The organism is Aeromicrobium endophyticum (genome assembly GCF_003586285.1).
In the GTDB taxonomy this organism is placed as follows: domain Bacteria; phylum Actinomycetota; class Actinomycetes; order Propionibacteriales; family Nocardioidaceae; genus Aeromicrobium; species Aeromicrobium endophyticum.
The window spans coordinates 935,356-953,220 of the sequence record NZ_QUBR01000001.1 but is presented as its reverse complement, the minus strand read 5'-3'; the positions used below and the strand labels follow the sequence as shown (position 1 = coordinate 953,220).

Annotated in this window: 19 protein-coding genes; 14 read left to right on the top strand and 5 right to left on the bottom strand. The window is 67.7% G+C overall.

Features of this window, described 5'->3' with window-relative positions; translation table 11 throughout:
* Nucleotides 1–2: 2 nt before the first annotated feature.
* Nucleotides 3–1,007, bottom strand: a complete 1,005-nt coding sequence (locus DX116_RS04745; protein WP_233556567.1) for a mycofactocin-coupled SDR family oxidoreductase — start codon at nucleotides 1,005–1,007, stop codon at nucleotides 3–5.
* A 52-nt stretch (nucleotides 1,008–1,059) separates the two neighbouring features.
* Here DX116_RS04745 and DX116_RS04740 point away from each other — a divergent pair, with 52 nt between their 5' ends.
* The 4 genes from DX116_RS04740 to DX116_RS04725 all read left to right on the top strand — a co-directional run bounded on the left by DX116_RS04740 (nucleotide 1,060) and on the right by DX116_RS04725 (nucleotide 4,677).
* On the top strand, nucleotides 1,060–1,713 hold the full coding sequence (locus tag DX116_RS04740; protein ID WP_158591895.1) for a TetR/AcrR family transcriptional regulator: 654 nt from the start codon (nucleotides 1,060–1,062) through the stop codon (nucleotides 1,711–1,713).
* Nucleotides 1,714–1,785: 72 nt separating this feature from the next.
* On the top strand, nucleotides 1,786–2,544 hold the full coding sequence (locus tag DX116_RS04735; RefSeq protein ID WP_119703019.1) for an SDR family NAD(P)-dependent oxidoreductase: 759 nt from the start codon (nucleotides 1,786–1,788) through the stop codon (nucleotides 2,542–2,544).
* A gap of 50 nt (nucleotides 2,545–2,594) precedes the next feature.
* Nucleotides 2,595–4,139, top strand: coding sequence for an AMP-binding protein (locus tag DX116_RS04730; protein WP_119703018.1), 1,545 nt, complete (start codon nucleotides 2,595–2,597; stop codon nucleotides 4,137–4,139).
* 358 nt (nucleotides 4,140–4,497) lie between these two features.
* The gene (locus DX116_RS04725; protein WP_147393579.1) at nucleotides 4,498–4,677 is read left to right on the top strand and encodes a hypothetical protein; all 180 of its coding nucleotides are present in this window, start codon (nucleotides 4,498–4,500) and stop codon (nucleotides 4,675–4,677) included.
* On the opposite strand, the gene DX116_RS20470 is transcribed toward DX116_RS04725, so the two are convergent.
* A complete protein-coding gene (locus tag DX116_RS20470) occupies nucleotides 4,674–4,892 on the bottom strand; it encodes a Rossmann-fold NAD(P)-binding domain-containing protein (protein WP_147393578.1) in 219 nt (72 codons plus the stop codon). The two genes, DX116_RS04725 and DX116_RS20470, sit on opposite strands and share 4 nt — an antisense overlap.
* 105 nt (nucleotides 4,893–4,997) lie before the next feature.
* Here DX116_RS20470 and DX116_RS04715 point away from each other — a divergent pair, with 105 nt between their 5' ends.
* The 3 genes from DX116_RS04715 to DX116_RS04705 all read left to right on the top strand — a co-directional run bounded on the left by DX116_RS04715 (nucleotide 4,998) and on the right by DX116_RS04705 (nucleotide 7,703).
* Entirely contained in the window at nucleotides 4,998–5,489 is a 492-nt protein-coding gene (locus DX116_RS04715) for a VOC family protein (protein WP_119703015.1), read from the top strand.
* Nucleotides 5,490–5,546: 57 nt separating this feature from the next.
* The gene (locus tag DX116_RS04710; RefSeq protein WP_233556566.1) at nucleotides 5,547–6,497 is read left to right on the top strand and encodes a mycofactocin-coupled SDR family oxidoreductase; all 951 of its coding nucleotides are present in this window, start codon (nucleotides 5,547–5,549) and stop codon (nucleotides 6,495–6,497) included.
* Between the two features lie 198 nt (nucleotides 6,498–6,695).
* Nucleotides 6,696–7,703 (top strand): alpha/beta hydrolase fold domain-containing protein, encoded by a 1,008-nt coding sequence (locus tag DX116_RS04705; protein ID WP_158591894.1) that lies wholly within the window; start codon nucleotides 6,696–6,698, stop codon nucleotides 7,701–7,703.
* 26 nt (nucleotides 7,704–7,729) lie between these two features.
* On the opposite strand, the gene DX116_RS04700 is transcribed toward DX116_RS04705, so the two are convergent.
* Complete coding sequence (locus tag DX116_RS04700; RefSeq protein WP_199715929.1) at nucleotides 7,730–8,311, bottom strand: QsdR family transcriptional regulator; 582 nt, start codon at nucleotides 8,309–8,311, stop codon at nucleotides 7,730–7,732.
* 712 nt (nucleotides 8,312–9,023) lie between these two features.
* Nucleotides 9,024–9,761, bottom strand: coding sequence for a 3-oxoacyl-ACP reductase FabG (fabG, locus tag DX116_RS04695; protein WP_119703012.1), 738 nt, complete (start codon nucleotides 9,759–9,761; stop codon nucleotides 9,024–9,026).
* Nucleotides 9,762–10,625: 864 nt separating this feature from the next.
* Here fabG and DX116_RS04690 point away from each other — a divergent pair.
* The 4 genes from DX116_RS04690 to DX116_RS04675 are packed head-to-tail and all read left to right on the top strand — an operon-like array spanning nucleotide 10,626 to nucleotide 13,958.
* Nucleotides 10,626–11,816: a thiolase family protein gene (locus DX116_RS04690; RefSeq protein WP_119703011.1), complete on the top strand. Its 1,191-nt coding sequence runs from the start codon at nucleotides 10,626–10,628 to the stop codon at nucleotides 11,814–11,816.
* Nucleotides 11,813–12,484 carry a 3-oxoacid CoA-transferase subunit A gene (locus tag DX116_RS04685; RefSeq protein WP_119703010.1) on the top strand — a complete coding sequence of 224 codons (672 nt, stop codon included), beginning with the start codon at nucleotides 11,813–11,815 and terminating at the stop codon, nucleotides 12,482–12,484. The genes DX116_RS04690 and DX116_RS04685 overlap by 4 nt, the downstream gene beginning before the upstream one ends.
* Nucleotides 12,481–13,167 (top strand): 3-oxoacid CoA-transferase subunit B, encoded by a 687-nt coding sequence (locus tag DX116_RS04680; protein WP_119703009.1) that lies wholly within the window; start codon nucleotides 12,481–12,483, stop codon nucleotides 13,165–13,167. The genes DX116_RS04685 and DX116_RS04680 overlap by 4 nt, the downstream gene beginning before the upstream one ends.
* Before the next feature lie 5 nt (nucleotides 13,168–13,172).
* Nucleotides 13,173–13,958: an IclR family transcriptional regulator domain-containing protein gene (locus DX116_RS04675; protein ID WP_119703008.1), complete on the top strand. Its 786-nt coding sequence runs from the start codon at nucleotides 13,173–13,175 to the stop codon at nucleotides 13,956–13,958.
* Between the two features lie 22 nt (nucleotides 13,959–13,980).
* Here the strand turns inward: DX116_RS04675 and DX116_RS04670 are convergent, their stop codons facing one another.
* The gene (locus DX116_RS04670; protein ID WP_119703007.1) at nucleotides 13,981–14,595 is read right to left on the bottom strand and encodes a TetR-like C-terminal domain-containing protein; all 615 of its coding nucleotides are present in this window, start codon (nucleotides 14,593–14,595) and stop codon (nucleotides 13,981–13,983) included.
* A gap of 132 nt (nucleotides 14,596–14,727) precedes the next feature.
* Between DX116_RS04670 and DX116_RS04665 the strand changes: the two genes are divergently transcribed.
* The 3 genes from DX116_RS04665 (at nucleotide 14,728) to DX116_RS04655 (ending at nucleotide 17,816) form a co-directional block, all read left to right on the top strand.
* On the top strand, nucleotides 14,728–15,540 hold the full coding sequence (locus DX116_RS04665; RefSeq protein WP_119703006.1) for a mycofactocin-coupled SDR family oxidoreductase: 813 nt from the start codon (nucleotides 14,728–14,730) through the stop codon (nucleotides 15,538–15,540).
* Nucleotides 15,541–15,587: 47 nt separating this feature from the next.
* Nucleotides 15,588–16,445 carry an SDR family NAD(P)-dependent oxidoreductase gene (locus DX116_RS04660; RefSeq protein WP_119703005.1) on the top strand — a complete coding sequence of 286 codons (858 nt, stop codon included), beginning with the start codon at nucleotides 15,588–15,590 and terminating at the stop codon, nucleotides 16,443–16,445.
* A 144-nt stretch (nucleotides 16,446–16,589) separates the two neighbouring features.
* Complete coding sequence (locus DX116_RS04655) at nucleotides 16,590–17,816, top strand: alpha-hydroxy acid oxidase (RefSeq protein WP_119703004.1); 1,227 nt, start codon at nucleotides 16,590–16,592, stop codon at nucleotides 17,814–17,816.
* The last annotated feature ends 49 nt before the right edge of the window (nucleotides 17,817–17,865 follow it).

The following is a 17,865-nucleotide window of genomic DNA, read 5'->3' as shown; positions in this document are numbered from 1 at the left end:
TGCTACTTCAGGACCTGTCCGCCGTCGACGGGCAGCGAGACGCCGGTGATGTAGCGGGCCTCGTCGGAGGCGAGGAACAGCACCGCGTTCGAGACGTCGGCAGGCTCGACCCACGAGATCGGCAGCACCGTGAGTGGTGCGAGGCGTTCTTCGAACTCTTTCTTCGAGACGGAGTCGAGGTCACCTGCGAAGAGCTGGTACGTCCCCTCGTTGTGGATCATGGCCGTGTTCACTCCACCTGGGTTGACCGTGTTGACTCGGATGTTGCTGGGGCCGAGCTCCAGCGCCATCGTCTTCATGAGACCTAGGACGCCGTGCTTGGTCGCCGCGTAGTGGCCCATGTTCTCGAGCGGCTTCAGACCGGCAGACGAGCTGGTGATGATGATCGAGCCGCCGTGGCCCTGCTCGAGCAGGATCGGGATTGCCGCGCGACAGGTGTTCCAGACACCCGTGAGGTTGATGTCGAGCGTCTGGTGCCACTCGTCAGGCGTCAGCTCGTGCGTCTTGGCGTAGGACACGATTCCGGCGTTGGCGCAGACGATGTCGAGTCGACCGAGCTCCGCCACCCCCTCCCGCAGCACCTGCGCCAGTCGGTCTCGGTCACGAACGTCGGCTACCCTCGTCACGACGCGGCGCCCGAGCGACGCCACGAGGCTGGCGGTCTCCTCGAGATCCTCGGGCCTGGCCGGCGGAGCGAAACCCGACGACACAGGCGCGCAGATGTCGATCGCGAAAATGTCGGCGCCCTCCTCGGCTAGACGTACGGCGTGACTGCGTCCCTGTCCACGTGCTGCTCCGGTCACGAAGGCCACGGTGCCGTCGAGTCGTCCCATGTCGGTCTCCCTCTTGCGGTTGGTCTGGTGGCCGGGTCGGACGACCCGGAAGTGTGACATCTCGTCAGTAGTAACACGTACATGCCCGGTAAGCAAGCGCTCAGTCAATTGCTGGCCATCGCTCATCCGGGACGTGAGTGAGCGCTCAGTTGTGATAGAATGGGCCACGAACATTCCCGGTAGTCTCGTGCGTCTGCAGAGACACGAGAACCAGGAAGGAATACTCATGGCAACACGAGTCTGGAACGATCAGACAGGCCCTGCGCGCTACGTGGCCCCCGATCCCGACTTCTGGGATCCCAAGCTGTCCGACGCGGCCCGCAGGCTGCTCGGGTCCGCCGTGCTGTGCTTCGCGCGCAACGGCTTCTACGGCACGCGGACGAGGGACATCAGCGCGGGGGCCAAGCTCAGCGCGGGGTCGCTCTACACGATGTTCGATTCCAAGGAAGCGGTGTTCTTCGAGATCACCCGCTCGGGACACATCGACACGCTGGCCTGCCTCAACGCTGATCCAGGTGACGGCACGCCGACCGAACGGCTGCAGAGGCTGGTGTCGATCTACGTCGAGTGGCATGCCCGCTACCACACTGTCGGTCGCGCGTGCCAGCACGACCTCGCCGTGCTGACCGAGGAGCACTTCGCCGAGATCGTCGAGTTGCGCCACCAAATCGAGGCCATCTTCCGCAACGTCGTGGAGGAGGGGGCGAAGGACAACACCTTCGACGCGGCCGACATCGACGGCGTGCTCCGCGCGATCCACTCCTTGAGCATCGACGTGACGCGCTGGTACGGCCTCGACGGCACCGAGTCCCCGCAGAGCATCGCGGCCTTGTACTCCAAGTTCGCCCTTCGCATCGCGACGCCGCCGCCGTCGTCGTAGGTGCTCGACGGGTGAGGCGCCTTGAGCGGCTCACCCGGTCATCACGTCACATCGCGCTCACGAAGGATCATCATGGACACCTCGCACCTGTTCTCGCTCGAAGGACGCTCCGCCCTGGTTACGGGCGGGTCGCGGGGGATCGGTCGGATGATCGCCGAGGGATTCCTCGCGCAGGGTGCACGCGTCTACATCTCGTCGCGCAAGGCGGAGGCCTGTGACCAGACCGCGACTGAGCTGTCGCGGCTCGGCACGTGTGTCTCGCTGCCCGCCGACGTCTCCACCCTGGACGGGATCAACGAGCTCGTCGCGCAGTACCGCGAGCACGAGCCGGCCTTGGACGTCCTTGTCAACAACGCGGGCGCGACGTGGGGGGCGCCGTTCGACGAGTTCCCCGAGTCCGGGTGGGACAAGGTCATGGACGTCAACGTCAAGAGCCTCTTCTTCCTGACCCAGGCCCTCAAGAGCGACCTCGCCGCCGCCACGGCCGACCGGCCGGCGAAGGTCATCAACATCTCCTCGGTCGATGGCCTGACGATGAACGAGTGGGAGACGTACTCTTACCACGCCAGCAAGGCGGCTGTGGTGCACCTGACCAAACGCATGGCGCTGCGGCTGGCCGCGGACGGGATCGTCGTGTCCGGCATCGCCCCAGGGCCGTTCCCTACGCAGATGAACAAGGAGGCGGACCAGCTCGTCGGCTCGGTTCCCGCCGGGCGGGTCGGCGAGCCCGAGGACATGGCCGCGGCCGCGATCTACCTCGCGTCACGTGCGGGGGACTACATCGTCGGCAGCACGATCCCCGTCGAGGGCGGACTACTGCTGAGTCGATAGGGCGCTCGAGCTCCGTCACGCAACGTTGTCTAGGTAGAGGATGATTCACGATGTCGGTGGACCAGCGAGAGTACGTCGACCTCGTGAGGCGCACGTGGGGGCACGCTGGCGCGCACCCCGATGCGGTAGCGGTCCGGCAAGGTAGGGACGAGTGGACCTACAGCGATGTCGTGCGCGCCGCGTCGCGTCACGTCCGCGACCTCCGAGCTGCCGGCGTGACTGCTGGAGACCGGGTCCTTCTCGTGGCACCCACAGGCGTCGCGTTCGTCCAGGCCTATCTGGGCATCCTGGCCGCGGGTGCGGTCGTCGTCCCCGTCAACCCGCTCTGCACGACACGCGAGCTCGAGCACTTCGCCCGCGACGCTGACGTCTGCATGGTGATCGCGTGGCACGACGACGCGACGTCGACTTGCGAGGTTGCAGCGACGTTGACCGTGCCGTTCGTCGAGCTTCGTGAGATCGCGCCGGGCGCCCGCGACGACGTGGCCGATGTCGAGGCGCGGCCGGTGGAGGACACGGCTGCCCTGCTCTACACCTCGGGGACGACCGGGGTGCCCAAGGGTGCCATCATCACCTTCGGCAACATCTTCGCCTCGACGTCGGCCGTCCGGCACGTCTTCGAGCTCTCCGCGGACGACAGGCTCGGCACGGCGCTTCCCCTGTTCCACGTCTACGGGCAGGTCGCGGTGCTCGGCGCAGCACTCGACGTCGGCGCGAGCGTGTCCCTGCTGCAGCGTTTCGCAGCGGACACGATGCTGCGCATGGTCGAGGTGGACGAGCTGACCGTGCTGAGCGGGGTCCCGACGATGTGGATCGAGATGCTCGAGTCCGCGCGCCACCTGGACCCGGCGCCGAGCATCACGTCCCTCCGAGTGGCCTCGTCGGGAGGGGCGACCCTGCCGACGGAGGTCAACCGGGCCTTCGCGTCAGAGTTCGGTGCGACCGTCCAGAGCGGCTACGCGCTGAGCGAGACCACGGCGATCGGGGCGTGCGAGCACTCCGGACGGGAGTCGCGCGAAGGAAGCGTCGGCCAGGCGGTGAGCGGCGTGGAGATCAGCGTCGTTGACGACCACGGCGACCCGGTGCCGGTCGGGACCGTCGGCGAGGTCACGATCGCGGGTGCGAACGTCACGCCCGGCTACTGGAGGCGTCCCGAGGCGACGGCGGAGGCGTTGGCGGGCGGTCGCCTCCTGACAGGCGACCTCGGCCGCATGGACGAGGACGGTTATCTCTGGATCGTGGGTCGCAAGAAGGAGCTCATCATCCGCGGCGGCTACAACGTCTATCCGCGTGAGGTCGAGGACGCGCTTTACGAGCATCCCGCCGTGCTCGAGGCGGCCGTGGTGGGCGTGCCCGATGACCGACTCGGGGAGGAGGTCGCGGCCGTGGTCTCCTTCCGTTCGTCCTCGTCGGCGTCGCCGGCAGAGCTCCGAGCCTGGCTCGACGAGCGGATCGCTGCCTACAAGGTGCCTCGGCTCATCCAGGTCGTCCCGACACTGCCTAAGGGAGCGACCGGAAAGATCCAGAAGACGGCGATCGATCGCGACGTCGTCAGGGATCTCGGCACGCGTGTGAGGCGATCGCCCGCGCAGTAGGTCTCGCGGCCGAGGGCGAGGACGACAGCCGACGGCACGCCCCGGTAGGCCACCGTCTCGCCCGAGACGGTGGCCGGCTGATGGCACGGCACCACTGGTGCACGCCTGGGGCCCTTCAACAGACGGACGACGAGCATCCGCCGAGTGCGTGTTCATCTTTTCATTGACAGACTGAGCGCTCACTCCTAAGTGAGCGCTCGGTCATCATGTGGTGGCCGTCACATGAGCGCGCGTCCGGATGCAGACAGGACGCGAGACAGAAAGGGCACTCATGCAGAAGAGCTGTGCAACGGACCACAGGGTCGGGCGCCGGAGGAGGGTGGGAGGCCGAATCCGTGTCGCCCTCGTCATCGCGATCGTGGGTTCACTGACCTCCGTGCTGGCGGCTTGCGGAAGCACCACGGCCGACGACCAGGCAGGTGGTGACGGAGGGACGACCTTCGCGGCGGGATTCGACGGCAAGCAGGCTCTGGACGAGGCCTTCAAGGGCACCGTTTTCCCGATCCCGACCGATGCCCCCAAGCCGGTGTCGGCCTAGGAGAGGATCGCGGTGCGACCGAGCTTCTGGATCAGAGCACGCGTCTCGTTCAGGTCATCGGCGGTCGCCAGCGGGTAGTGGATGGTCGGCTCGTCGGTGAGTCGATCGATGCCGATGATGTCCGCGCCCTCCTTCGCCAGGTGAAGCGCATGGCTGTGACCTTGTCCGCGCGCGACTCCTGTGACGAGTGCGACCTTCCCGTTCAAAGCTCCCATTCCGAGCTCCTGTCTGTTCGTCGTGGATGTGACATTGTGACAAGCGTAACATAGACTGAGCGCTCAGTCAGTCAAGAGATGTGCTGAGAGACGGAGGAGAACGTCATGTCGGACCTTGGAATCACAGGGATTTTCCACGCGAACATCAACGTGCGAAACATGGACGCGTCAATCAAGTGGTACACGGAGGTGCTCGGCGCGACATTGCGGATGGGGCCGTACGACGACGAGGGCCCGAACATCCGCGCCGTCTCGTTTGGGTCGGAGGCGTTCGGGGTGCACCCCGACGAGATCAAGATCCGGTACGCGCTCCTGGGGTGGGGCGAGGGTCCGAACGAGACGCTCCTGGACCTGATCGAGGCGGTGAACCCGCCGACGTGGGGTGAGGTGTACCCGAACGCGATGAAGGTCGGTCTGAACCGGCTGTGTCTCGCGACGGAAGGCGTCGAGAGCGCGTACGCGAAGCTCCAGGAGCGAGGGGTCAAGATACTCACTCCGCTCGTGACCTTCGCGTCCGACGGCTTTGACGAGGACAAGTGCTGCTTCTGCTTCGAGGACCCCGACGGGGCTGTGCTGGAACTTTTCGGGACTCGGTGAATCCGGTGCATTGACAGACTGAGGTCTCGTTCGTAGAGTGAGCGCTCAGTCACTAATGTGTGGCCGGTCACAGTAACAACGCGTTCCGCAGCCACACCACCACACGGCTCAACACCATCCTTCTGTAGTCACCTCCCTACACTCCGACAGGACGGAACATCGATGGGTACTCTCGACGGCAAGGTCGCCTTCATCACCGGCGTGGCGCGAGGGCAGGGAAGAAGTCACGCCCTCACGCTCGCCGAGGCGGGCGCGGACATCATCGGGATCGACGTGTGCCAGGACGTGGAGTCGGCGCCCTATCCGATGGCAACGGCCGACGAGCTCGATGAGACGGCTCGACTCGTCGAGAAGCTCGGTCGTCGCGCCATCCTCCGTCAGGCGGACGTCCGCGACCTGGCGAGGATGAGCGAGGTCGTCGACGAAGGGGTCGACGAGCTGGGGCGGCTGGACGTCGTGGTCGCGAACGCGGCGATCTGCACGACGGGCGCGACCCTCGACCTCGACGACCTGACGTTTCAGGAGATGATCGACGTCAATCTGAAGGGGGTTTGGCACACCGCGAAGGCGGCGATCCCCCACGTCCGGCGAGGTGGTCGAGGAGGATCCGTCATCCTCGCGTCGTCGTGCGTCACCTTCGCGCCTGTCGCCAACATGGCCCATTACGGGGCGTCGAAGGCCGGGGTCAATGCGTTGATGGCGACGCTCGCACTCGAGCTCGGGCCTGAGCTGATCCGGGTCAACTCGGTCAATCCCACCAACGTTGACACGCCGATGCTGGACAACGAGCACGTGCGGCGCTTGTTCATGCCGCACCTCGATAACCCGACCAGAGACGACGCGGCGACTCCCGGCTCGGCGTACCACGCGTTCCACGTCATGCCGATCCCGTGGGTGGACCCCTCCGACGTCAGCGAGGCAGTCCTCTTCCTCGCCTCGGAGGCGTCGCGGCACGTCACGGGCGTGGCGCTCCCTATCGACGCAGGGTTGCGGATTCGGAAGATGTGACCGCAACCGCCGCAGATGTTACCTACTGCAGTACGTAATCCCCAGCCATGCGCTGAACTTAATGTGATCTAGAACACGAGGTGTGACATGACTGTAAGCCCTCCGCAGCAGACGACCGATCGACCGGGACGGCTCGGCGATGACACCCGGTCGCTAGCTACCGACAAGCGGACCTCGCCAGACCTGCTGAAGGCGCTCGTGTCGTTCGGGCTCGACGGCCAAGGGGTCCCCTCGCCCGTGCGCGCGTCTGACGACCTCGACACGGTGCTCGCGGCGGTGCGCGAGGCTGACGAAGGCTTCCAAGGTCTCTACGACAGCATCGATGTCTCGCTACCGGGGGACTCTGACGACGTCGAGACCAGTGTCGCGACAGTCGAGGGAGTCGACGGCGACATCATCACGTTGCACGTCATCCGTCCCAGCGGCGTGACGGGTCCCCTTCCGGGCGTCGTCTACCTGCATGGCGGCGGGATGGCGATCCTGTCGGCGGACAACCCGGTGCACCGTCGATGGTGCATGGACATCGCCCAGGCCGGTGCGGTTGCCGTCATGGTCGACTTCCGCAACGCGTCTCGAGGCGAGGAGCACCACCCGTTCCCGACTGGGGTCGAGGACTGTCTCAAGGCGGTCACCTGGGTGCACGAGCAGCGCGAGGCGCTCGGGCTCTCGACGGTCGTCCTCCAGGGCGAGTCGGGAGGTGGCAACCTCGCCATCGCCACGGCGTTGCTTGCCAAGCGCAGGGGGATAGAGGCGATTGACGGCGTGTACGCGAGCGTCCCCTACATCAGCGGAGGGTACGTCTGGGCCCGTGAACGCAAGCTCGCGGAGCTGCCGTCGATGATCGAGAACGATGGCTACTTCGTCTTGTGCGAGCAGATGGGTCTGCTGGTCCGCGCCTACGACCCCACCGGCGAGTACGCCGATGATCCGATCGCGTGGCCCTATCACGCGTCGGAGGAGGAGCTGCGTGGACTGCCTCCGTTCGTCATCTCGGTCAACGAGTTGGATCCGTTGCGTGACGAGGGCATCGCGTTCGCCCGTCGGCTCGCCCGTGCGGGCGTCCCCGTCGCGTCTCACGTCAATCTTGGGCTGATTCACGGCGCGGAGCTGATCTTCCGTCACTGGGTCGGGCCCAGCACGCGGGCAGCCGTGGCCAGCATCGTTGGCTTCGCGCGTGATCGAGCGCGCCTGGCCGCCCGCACCTGACGCGGTGTCGCGTCAGAAAATGCCTGTCAGCGCAGGAGAGCTGCGATTGCCTTGCCGACCTTGCTGGAGTCCGGCTGGTCGCCGGTGATGAGGTCCACGTAGCAGAACGACTCGGCGATGCGCACGATGAGGTAGGCGAGATCCTCCACCGGCATGTTGCCATTGGCAGGCGCGTCCTCACGCAACATCGTGGTGACGTACTCGATGAAGCTGCGTTGGTGGCTGCTCGCCCGCGTCGTCAGGATCCGCAAGGCGATCTCGCTTTCCTGCTTCAGAAAGTGACGCATGAACGGTGCATCGAGCACCGCCGCGATGAACGCCTCCATGGTGGAGGCGACGGCGTCAGCGCCGGCGCCGGTCGCACGGCGGCGACAGCCGTCGAGCGTCGCCCGACCGAGCGACCAACTGACCTCGCCGAGCAGCAGGTCGCGACTGCCCACCCACCTGTTCAGCGTCATCCGGCTCACGCCGAGCTCGTGCGCGAGCTGACCCATCTCGATGCGGCGGGACGCCATGAACTGCTCGCGCGCGAGCCTGATGGCGGCGCGCCGACCTTCTTCGACCGGCGAGACACGAGGTGTTGTCTCGCCGCTAGGGTCGGGGCTCACCGCGCGAACTCTAGTCGACCGGGGCTGCGCCCGGCAGCCCCGTGGTCCTGCTGCGCGATGTCCCGAGGGTGGATCGGACGGTCCACCGTCAGGACGCGCGGCGTGAAACCCCACTCGTCGGCGCCCAGGCGCGACACGGGCTGGAGGCGGTCAGAACTGCCTCGGGACGCCCGGAGACTGTGGTGTGTCCCGGGCTCCACAAGGTTCAGATTCCTTGGATCCCTATGAGGAGTTCGACCTGCGTTCGGGACCAAAATGACTCGATCGTCGAGTTGTCGTTTCCGATCGATCCTGGACTCCGCGTTAAGAAGACGTGGTGACGGGAAGTTTCTCAACATCTTGGGGCGTATTCGGCACAGCCATCATGTGGTCATGCCACGCCTGCAGCTGTTGCCAGGGGTCGTGTGTCGCGCGCGTTGCGAGATTGAAGCGGACCACCTCGGGACGCAGTCGTACCTTTATCTCGTCCACCTGAAAGGCGGGGTAAATGTGACCCCGCGACGCGGGAAGCCCGATCAGGTGTCCACGCGTGCGCCAGCGGCTCACCTCGCGTCCCGGCGGTCGAAGGCCCAAGGTCGCACCGAACTGCTCCGCAGTCAGCATGTCGAGCTGGACGAACCACGCAAGAGCGGCCGGACTCAACCTATTCTGCGCGTGGCGTGCAAGAGTAGTCAGACTCTTTGTGGAGGCCATGTCGGTTACCCGGGCGGGTTCAGATCGAGAGTCCGCCGTCGACAGGGAGGACGACGCCGGTGATGTAGGCGGCCTCGTCCGACGCGAGGAAGGCCACTGCATCCGCCATCTCACTTGGATCCGCAAATCGACCCATTGGTATTGCCGACTCGAGCTCGGCACGCCTAGCCGGTGGAATCGAGGCGATCATGCGAGTCTCCGCATTCGGAGAAATCGCGTTGACAGTCACTCCAAAACGAGCCAGCTCTTTCGCCGTGGTCTTCGTGAAGCCAATGATCCCTGCCTTGGCCGCCGAGTAGTTGGACTGGCCCACATTGCCGCGCAGACCTGTGTAGGACGTGACGTTGATGATTCGCCCAGAGCGCTGCTGACGGTAGTGCGGCACCACAGCCCGGGTGAACCGAAAGGTGCCCCCGAGATGTACTGCAAGAACGGCCTCCCAGTCGTCGTCGGGCATCTTCCACACTGTGTTGTCTCGCAAGATGCCGGCATTGTTGACCAAGACGTCTATTCGTCCTGCCAGATCTACTGCGTCGGACACGACTCGTTCCACGTCATCGGTGGACGACACGTCCGCCTGGACGGGGATGGCCCCGATGGCAGCAGCTGCGGCATCAAGCGCTTCGGCATCAAAGTCGACCATGAAGGTCTGCGCTCCCGCCCTCGCGAACCGCTCAGAGATGGCGAGACCGACCCCGCGTGCGGCGCCCGTGACGATGACTGTCAGACCAGCAAAGTCGTACGAGACGTTCGGCATCGTGCCACCTTTACGGAGTGAGTGAGCGCTTGCTCAATGACTAAGCGCTCGCTTAGCGTGCCGGGTCTGTTCGAGTCTGTCAAGGGGATGTGCGCCCTCCATCGCGAGTCCTGGGCGTTCCCGTTTGCGCGCATCAGATTATGAGTAGTGCCCCTCAACTGTTGGGCTGGGTCTCGGAATGACCAGGGGAAATTGTCAGCGACGCTGCGGTGCGCGTTCAGTTATGACGAGTCCGCTCCGATGATCGATCGGTCGGTCGGTCGGTCGACGAGATTCGCATCCCCATCAAGGGGGTGCGCAAGCACACGGCCGCCGCGATGGTCCCCTGCGTTCACGGCACCGCACGTCACGGAGTTCGTGACGCTCGAAGTCTCCGCCACGATGGGGTCATCGGTCGGTCCGCATCGTGTGGTGGTGACGTGGTCGAATGACGCCCGAGAGGACGCCGACCGTTCCGCCTGGTTGGGCAGTGCTTCGCTCGGATCGTGCGTTCGCGCGTGTCAGCTCGGCGCCTCGGTGCAGCCGTGCTGAGCACGCCATGGGCACCTCCTTGCCGCGTGCGCAGTTCCTCCTCGAGGCGGTGCACGGGTCTGGCCCAGCGCGTCGAAGGCATCCCAGTCGTCGGCCATGATGGCGCTGAAGCGCTCGGTCTCGAGCGTGCGGATGAGGGACTCGATGTCTGTCACGTGGTGCGGCCGATGGGGCGGGGCCCCGGTCAGGACGACACCCGTGCCGACCACGCCGGACTGTGCGGCCGGTGAGGGCCCCGACTCCGGCTGCCGCGGGCTCGTTGCTGACGGCCCTGGGAGCGCGTACGCTCATGGATGGAAAACGAACACATGTACGCATAGCGAACAGGACATCATGACGGGCGCATATCTCTACGCGGCGGACCGCACCCCCTTCGGACGGTTCGGCGGTGCTCTCGCGGCCGTGAGACCCGACGACCTGGCGGCGTCCGCCCTCACCGGGCTGCTCGACAAGGCGCCCGGCCTCGACCGCGGTGCGATCGCCGACGTGGTGTGGGGCAATGCCAACGGTGCCGGCGAGGACAACCGCAACGTCGGTCGCATGGCCGTCCTGCTGGCGGGTCTGCCGACCTCGGTGCCGGCGACGACGGTCAACCGGCTCTGCGGGTCGAGCCTCGACGCCGTGCTGATGGCGTCGCGGTCCATCGAGACCGGTGATGCCGACGTCGTCGTCGCGGGTGGCGTCGAGTCGATGACGCGCGCGCCGTGGGTGCTGCCGAAGCCGGCCCGCGGGTTCCCGGCCGGCGACACCACGGCGGTGTCCACCACGCTGGGATGGCGCCTGGTCAACGCGCGCATGCCGAAGGAGTGGACGATCTCGCTCGGCGAGTGCAACGAGCTGCTGCAGGAGCGGTTCGGCATCAGCAGGCAGCGACAGGACGAGTTCGCGGCACGGTCGCACGCGCTGGCCGACGAGGCGTGGGCCTCCGGGTTCTACGACGCGCTCGTGACGCCGGTCGCCGGTGTCGAGCTCGCACGTGACGAGAGCATCCGTGCGGGCTCGACCGTCGAGAAGCTGGGTGCGCTGAAGACCGCCTTCCGGGCCGACGGCACGATCACCGCCGGCAACGCCTCGCCGCTCAACGACGGCGCCTCCGCGGTGCTGATCGGCTCGGAGCAGGCTGCCGGCCGCATCGGCGCCGATCCGATCGCGCGGATCGCCGGCCGCGGTGTCCACGCCCTCGACCCCCAGGACTTCGGCTTCGCCCCCGTCGAGGCTGCTGAGGCGGCACTGGGTCGCGCCGGCATCTCGTGGGCCGACGTCGGTGCCGTCGAGCTCAACGAGGCCTTCGCGGTCCAGTCGCTGGCCTGCGTCGACGCCTGGAAGATCGACCCCGAGCTCGTCAACGCCAAGGGCGGCGCGATCGCGATCGGTCACCCGCTCGGCGCGTCCGGTGCCAGGCTCGTCGGCACCCTGGCCCACCGGCTCCGCGAGTCGGGTGAGAGGTGGGGCGTCGCCGCCATCTGCATCGGCGTGGGGCAGGCGCTCGCGATCGTCCTCGAGAACGTCGAGGCGACGCGATGACGCTGGTCGTCGACACGGCGCTCGAGGCGGTGGCCGGCATCGAGGACGGTGCCACGGTCCTCATCGGCGGGTTCGGGATGGCCGGCATGCCGGTAGCGCTCATCGACGCGCTGATCGAGCAGGGCGCCGGCGACCTCGAGATCGTGTCGAACAACGCCGGCAACGGCGACACGGGCCTGGCAGCGCTGCTGGCGGCCGGGCGGGTGCGCAAGATGGTGTGCTCGTTCCCGCGGCAGAGCGACTCCTACGTCTTCGACGAGCTCTACCGGTCGGGCAGGATCGAGCTCGAGGTCGTCCCGCAGGGCAACCTGGCCGAGCGGATGCGTGCCGCCGGAGCCGGCATCGGTGCGTTCTTCTGCCCGACCGGCGTCGGGACGCCGCTCGCCGAGGGCAAGGAGCAGCGCACGATCGACGGACGCGACTACGTCCTCGAGCTGCCGATCAAGGGCGATGTCGCGCTCATCGGCGCCCACGCCGCGGACCCCGCCGGCAACCTCGTCTACCGCAAGACGGCACGCAACTTCGGGCCGGTCATGGCGACCGCGGCCACGACCACGATCGTCCAGGTGTCCAGCCTGGTCGAGCTGGGTGGCCTCGACCCCGAGAGCGTCGTCACCCCCGGCATCTACGTCGACCGCGTCGTCCGCGTCGGCCAGGAGGACTCATGACCATCGCCGTCACCGCGCACGAGACGATCGAGCACCTCGACCGCGCGGCCCTGAGCCGTGACGAGATCGCCGCTCGCATCGCGCGTGACATCCCGGCCGGCTCGTTCGTCAACCTCGGCATCGGGCAGCCCACGACCGTCGCCGACCACCTGGACGCCGGATCGGGCGTCGTCCTGCACACCGAGAACGGCATGCTCGGCATGGGTCCTGCCGCCCACGGCGACGACGTCGACCCCGACCTCACCAACGCCGGCAAGGTGCCGGTGACCGAGCTGCCGGGCGCGTCGTACTTCCACCACGCCGACTCGTTCGCGATGATGCGCGGCGGCCACCTCGACGTCTGCGTGCTCGGCGCCTTCCAGGTGTCCGAGCACGGCGACCTCGCCAACTGGCACACCGGCGCGGAGGACGCGATCCCCGCGGTCGGTGGCGCGATGGACCTCGCGATCGGCGCCAAGGACGTCTTCGTCATGATGAGCCTGTTCGCCAAGGACGGAGGCTCGAAGATCGTCCCGACGTGCACCTACCCGCTCACGGGTCTGGCGTGCGTCAGCCGGGTCTACACCGAGCACGCGATCCTCCTCGTCGGTGCCACGGGCGTCACCGTCGTCGAGACCTTCGGCATCTCGGTCGACGAGCTGCAGGCCCGCATGGACGTCGGACTGCGGCGACTGGAAGGCTGAGCCTCGTGGTGGGCGAGGCGCGACCGCGCGACGAGTTCGTGCAGTCGCTGGCGCGAGGTCTCAGCGTCATCGCCGCCTTCGACGCCGATCATCCCTCGATGACGCTCAGCGAGGTCGCCGCCCAGACGGCCCTGAGCCGGGCCGCGGCCAGACGGTTCCTGCACACCTTGGTCGAGCTGGGCTACGTCCACACCGATGGACGCGGATTCGCGCTGACGCCCCAGGTGCTGCGACTCGGCACGTCGTACCTGTCGGGGCTGGGGCTGCCGGCGATCGCCCAGCCGCACCTCGAGCGGCTGTCGGGTGTCGTGGGCGAGTCGACGTCGGCGGCGGTCCTCGACGGACGCGACATCGTCTACGTCGCTCGCGCCGCGACCCGCAGGATCATGAGCGTCGGGATCACCGTGGGCACCCGTTTCCCGGCCTACGCGACGTCGATGGGACGGGTGCTGCTGGCATCGCTCGACCCCGGCGACCTCGATGCCTACCTGTCGGCGGTGGAGATGCCGCCGCTGACCGACCGGACGATCAAAGATCCGTCCGCGCTGCGCGACGAGATCGACACGGTGCGCCGTCAGGGATGGTGCGTCGTCGACCAAGAGCTGGAGGCGGGTCTGCGGTCGGTCGCCGTGGCGGTGAGGCGCGGGGGTCGAGCCGTCGCGGCCGTCAACGTCTCGACGTCGGTCGCGGCCTCCGACGTGGCGAGCCTGACCGAGCAGCACCTCGAGCCGCTGCGGGCGACCGCCGTTGCGATCGGCGCCGACCTGGACGCCTCGCTGCTCTTCGGGTGAGGACGGTGGCCGTTGCCAACCCTCAGGACGCCGTCGCGTCGGCCGCGGTCATGCCGATGAAGTGATCGACGTACGCGTCCCGACCCACGGAGGTGGTCGCCGAGGCGCTGCCGCTGAAGATCGTCGACATGTACAGGCCGCCGAGGAACATCTCGAACAGGAGGTCGGCGTCGAGTCCCGGCCGCAGCTCGCCTCGCTTTGTGGCGCGGTCGAAGATCTCGCGACCCTGCGTCATGCCCAGGTCGGCGACGGTGGAGCGGTAGCGGGCGCCCAGGACCTCGTCGGTCTGAGCCTCCGACAGGAAGCGCAGCTGGGCGTGGCGTGAGGGGGCCTCGATGAGCTCGGACAGGACGGCTGCGAGCTGCTGCACGTCGGTGCGGTACGACCCGGAGTCGGGGATCGGCGACCAGCGGGCCGATCGCTCGACGGCCGCCAGCATGAGCTCGTCGGGAGTGTCCCACCGCAGGTAGACCGAGTTGCGGGCCACGCTCGCGGCCCGCGCCACCCGGGCGATGCTGAAGTCGCGGATGCCTCGCTCCGACAGCTCCACGAGGGCTGCCGCGATGATGCGGTCGTCGATGCCTTCGTCGCGAGGTCGACCGGTTCGCGCCGCGGCGTCCGCCGTCCCGTCGTCCATCGGGTCACGATATCCCTTCGCCAGGGGTACATACTGAACACTAGTGTTCGGTATGGTGTGGGACACATCGAGTCAGCGACTCGAGCGGCACGTCGTGCGAGACGACGTTCCTCGACGTGACAGGAGAGCATCATGGGAAAGCTTGACGGCAAGGTCGCCTTGATCACCGGAGCGGCGAGGGGGCAGGGACGCAGCCACGCGGTCATGCTGGCGGCGGAGGGCGCCGACATCATCGCGGTGGACGTCTGTGCCGAGGCCTCGGCCGTCGACTACCCCGCGGCGACGCCGGCCGACCTCGACGAGACCGTGCGACTCGTCGAGGGCCTCGGTCGCCGCGTCGTCGCCCGGCAGGCCGACGTGCGCAGCTCGGCCGCGCTCGCCGCAGCCGTGGCCGACGGCGTGGCCGAGCTCGGCTCGGTCGACATCGTCGTGGCGAACGCGGGCATCGTGTCGTGGTCGCGCCTGTGGGAGATGCCGGACGACATGTGGCAGGACATGATCGACATCAACCTGACCGGGGTGTTCAACACCCTGAAGGCCGCGGTGCCCTCGATGATCGAGCAGGGCCGCGGCGGCGCCGTCGTCATCACGAGCTCGGTGGCAGGGATCAAGTCGCTGCCGGCCCAGGCGCACTACTCGGCGTCCAAGCACGGCGTCGTCGGTCTCATGAAGACCGCCGCGATCGAGCTGGCGCCCTTCGACATCCGGGTCAACGCCGTGCACCCCTGGGGCGTCGACACCGCCATGGGCGGCATGACCGGCACGGTCGAGCGCCTTCTCGCCGATAACCCCTCGTACGCGAACAGCTTCGGCCAGCTGCTCAACGACCCGCCCATCGCCCAGCCGCAGGACATCTCCGAGGCGGTCCTGTATCTCGTGGGTCCCTCGGGCCGCCTCGTCACGGGGATCTCGCTGCCGGTGGACGCCGGCGCCACGAAGGTCTGACGCGTCCACGCTGAAGCCAGAGCAGATCTACAGGAAGAAGGAGTGACATGAGGTTGCAGGACAAGGTCGTCGTCATCACAGGAGCAGGTTCAGGTCTCGGACGGGAGTCGGCGCTGCTGTTCGCCAGCGAGGGCGCGCGTGTCGTCGTGACGGACCTCAGCGCGTCGCGTGCGGGCGACGTGGCCCAGCAGGTCCGCGACGCGGGCGGAGAGGCGGTCGGCCTCAAGGCCGACGTCACGGTGGAGGCCGAGATGCAGGCAGCCGTGGCGGCGGCGGTCGACACGTGGGGACGCCTGGACGTGATGTACGCCAATGCCGGCATCGGCGAGATCGGGTTCGGGTCGGTGGCGTTCGAGGACCTGACCCTCGAGAGCTGGAACGCCGTGCAGGCCGTGAACCTGACCGGCGTGTTCCTGGCCGCCAAGGCCGCGGTGCCGGTCATGAAGGCGCAGGGCGGCGGCAACATCGTGGTGACGAGCTCGGCCTCGAGCTTCGCCGCCTACCCGCACTTCATCAGCTACACGGCGTCGAAGCACGGCGTCAACGGACTGGTGAAGGTGCTGTCGCTCGAGCTGGGACGTTTCGGCATCCGGATCAACGCCACGTGCCCCGCGCACGGCATGTCGGCCAACCTGCCGCTGCCGCTGGACGCGGAGGTGCTGGGCAAGTCGTACGAGCAGATGGGGGAGTGGGACACGTCCGCCGCCGCGATGCCGTTGCGTCTGGACCGTCCGCCGACGCTGCGCGACAACGCCAACGTGGCGCTCTTCCTGGCCTCGGACGACTCGGCGTACATGTCCGGTGTGTGCCTTCCGGCGACCGACGGTGGCACGCTGGCACGAGTCGCGATCGTCTTTCCCGAGGACGTCGGTGGCGAGGGGCTCGGGGTGCCGAGCATCGACTGAGATCCGTCGAGAAGGCTGGCCGTCCAGCTCACGCGGTGACGTGCGTCGTCACGGCCCTGGTTGTGCCACGGCACAACCACGGGACGTCGAAGATGGCGCGCGACGACATAGGACGGGTCCGCGGCCGCTCCTACGGTGGAGTGCATGAGCACCACTGCCAGGCGCCGTCCTCGCCTCCGCGAGCTTCGCGCCTACGTCCCCCCGAGGCGTGGACTGCCCACCAGCCGATCCAGGCTCCAGGAAGCAGCCACGGTCGAGGACCTCCGCAGGTTGGCCGAGAGGCGTGCCCCGAGGCTGGTGTTCGACTACGTCGACGGCGCGGCCGAGGACGAGCGGTCGCTCAGGGCCTCGGTCGAGGCTTTCGACCAGCTCGTCTTCCGTCCCCGCATCCTGCGCGACGTCGGCGCCGTGACGACGACGACACGGATCCTGGGTCGCGAGACGTCGATGCCGCTCGTGCTCGGGCCCACCGGCTTCACACGGATGATGCACCGCGACGGAGAGATCGGGGTCGCCACGGCGGCAGCATCCGCCGGCGTGCCGTACACGCTCTCCACCATGGGCACCACCCCGGCGGCCGACCTGGCCGCGGCAGCCGGCGCGGGCTGGAACTGGTTCCAGCTGTACGTCATGCGGGACCGTGGCCAGAACCTCGAGACGCTCGCCAAGGCCCGTGAGGCCGGCATGGATGTGTTGGTCCTGACCGTCGACGTCCCCGTGGCCGGTGCTCGACTTCGCGACGTGCGCCACGGGATGACGATCCCGCCGACCTTGCGCTGGAAGACCGCCGGCCAGGCCGTCAGGCGACCCGCCTGGACGTGGGACTTCCTGACCAGCGAGCCGCTCAGCTTCGCCGCCGCAGGAGGCTCGCCCGACGATCTCGCCGGCATGATCAACACCATGTTCGACCCCACGACCACCCTGGCGGACCTCGAGTGGATCCGCGGCGAGTGGGAGGGCAAGATCCTGGTGAAGGGCGTCCAGGACGTGGACGACGCCGTCGACCTGGCCTCGATCGGCGTCGACGGGCTCGTGGTCTCCAACCACGGCGGGCGACAGCTCGACCGCGCGCCCGTCCCCCTGCGGCTCCTCCCGGGGGTCCGGGAGGCGGTCGGCCCCGACCTCGACGTCTTCCTGGACGGAGGCGTCCGCAGCGGAGCCGACATCGCGGCGGCCGTGGCCCTGGGTGCCACCGCCGCCTTCGTCGGACGGGCGTACCTGTTCGGTCTCATGGCCGGGGGGCACGACGGCGTGACGAGGATGCTCCAGATCGTGCAGGCCGAGCTGACTCGCACCATGCAGCTGCTCGGCGCCACCAGCATCGACGAGCTCGATCACCGTCTTGTCGCCCTCGAGGAAGGAACACCATGAGCCATCTCTCCACCTGCACGCTGCCGGACGGGCGAACCGTGGCCTGGGC

What these genes read in the sequence shown, in the direction of transcription:
- DX116_RS04715 (WP_119703015.1), top strand. Translation starts at nt 4,998, where the DNA reads ATGTCGGACCTTGGAATCACAGGGATTTTCCACGCGAACATCAACGTG.
- DX116_RS04690 (WP_119703011.1), top strand. Translation starts at nt 10,626, where the DNA reads ATGACGGGCGCATATCTCTACGCGGCGGACCGCACCCCCTTCGGACGG.
- DX116_RS04655 (WP_119703004.1), top strand. Translation starts at nt 16,590, where the DNA reads ATGAGCACCACTGCCAGGCGCCGTCCTCGCCTCCGCGAGCTTCGCGCC.
- DX116_RS04665 (WP_119703006.1), top strand. Translation starts at nt 14,728, where the DNA reads ATGGGAAAGCTTGACGGCAAGGTCGCCTTGATCACCGGAGCGGCGAGG.
- fabG (WP_119703012.1), bottom strand. Translation starts at nt 9,761, where the DNA reads ATGCCGAACGTCTCGTACGACTTTGCTGGTCTGACAGTCATCGTCACG.
- DX116_RS20470 (WP_147393578.1), bottom strand. Translation starts at nt 4,892, where the DNA reads ATGGGAGCTTTGAACGGGAAGGTCGCACTCGTCACAGGAGTCGCGCGC.
- DX116_RS04680 (WP_119703009.1), top strand. Translation starts at nt 12,481, where the DNA reads ATGACCATCGCCGTCACCGCGCACGAGACGATCGAGCACCTCGACCGC.
- DX116_RS04740 (WP_158591895.1), top strand. Translation starts at nt 1,060, where the DNA reads ATGGCAACACGAGTCTGGAACGATCAGACAGGCCCTGCGCGCTACGTG.
- DX116_RS04745 (WP_233556567.1), bottom strand. Translation starts at nt 1,007, where the DNA reads ATGTTCGTGGCCCATTCTATCACAACTGAGCGCTCACTCACGTCCCGG.
- DX116_RS04730 (WP_119703018.1), top strand. Translation starts at nt 2,595, where the DNA reads ATGTCGGTGGACCAGCGAGAGTACGTCGACCTCGTGAGGCGCACGTGG.
- DX116_RS04670 (WP_119703007.1), bottom strand. Translation starts at nt 14,595, where the DNA reads ATGGACGACGGGACGGCGGACGCCGCGGCGCGAACCGGTCGACCTCGC.
- DX116_RS04685 (WP_119703010.1), top strand. Translation starts at nt 11,813, where the DNA reads ATGACGCTGGTCGTCGACACGGCGCTCGAGGCGGTGGCCGGCATCGAG.
- DX116_RS04735 (WP_119703019.1), top strand. Translation starts at nt 1,786, where the DNA reads ATGGACACCTCGCACCTGTTCTCGCTCGAAGGACGCTCCGCCCTGGTT.
- DX116_RS04660 (WP_119703005.1), top strand. Translation starts at nt 15,588, where the DNA reads ATGAGGTTGCAGGACAAGGTCGTCGTCATCACAGGAGCAGGTTCAGGT.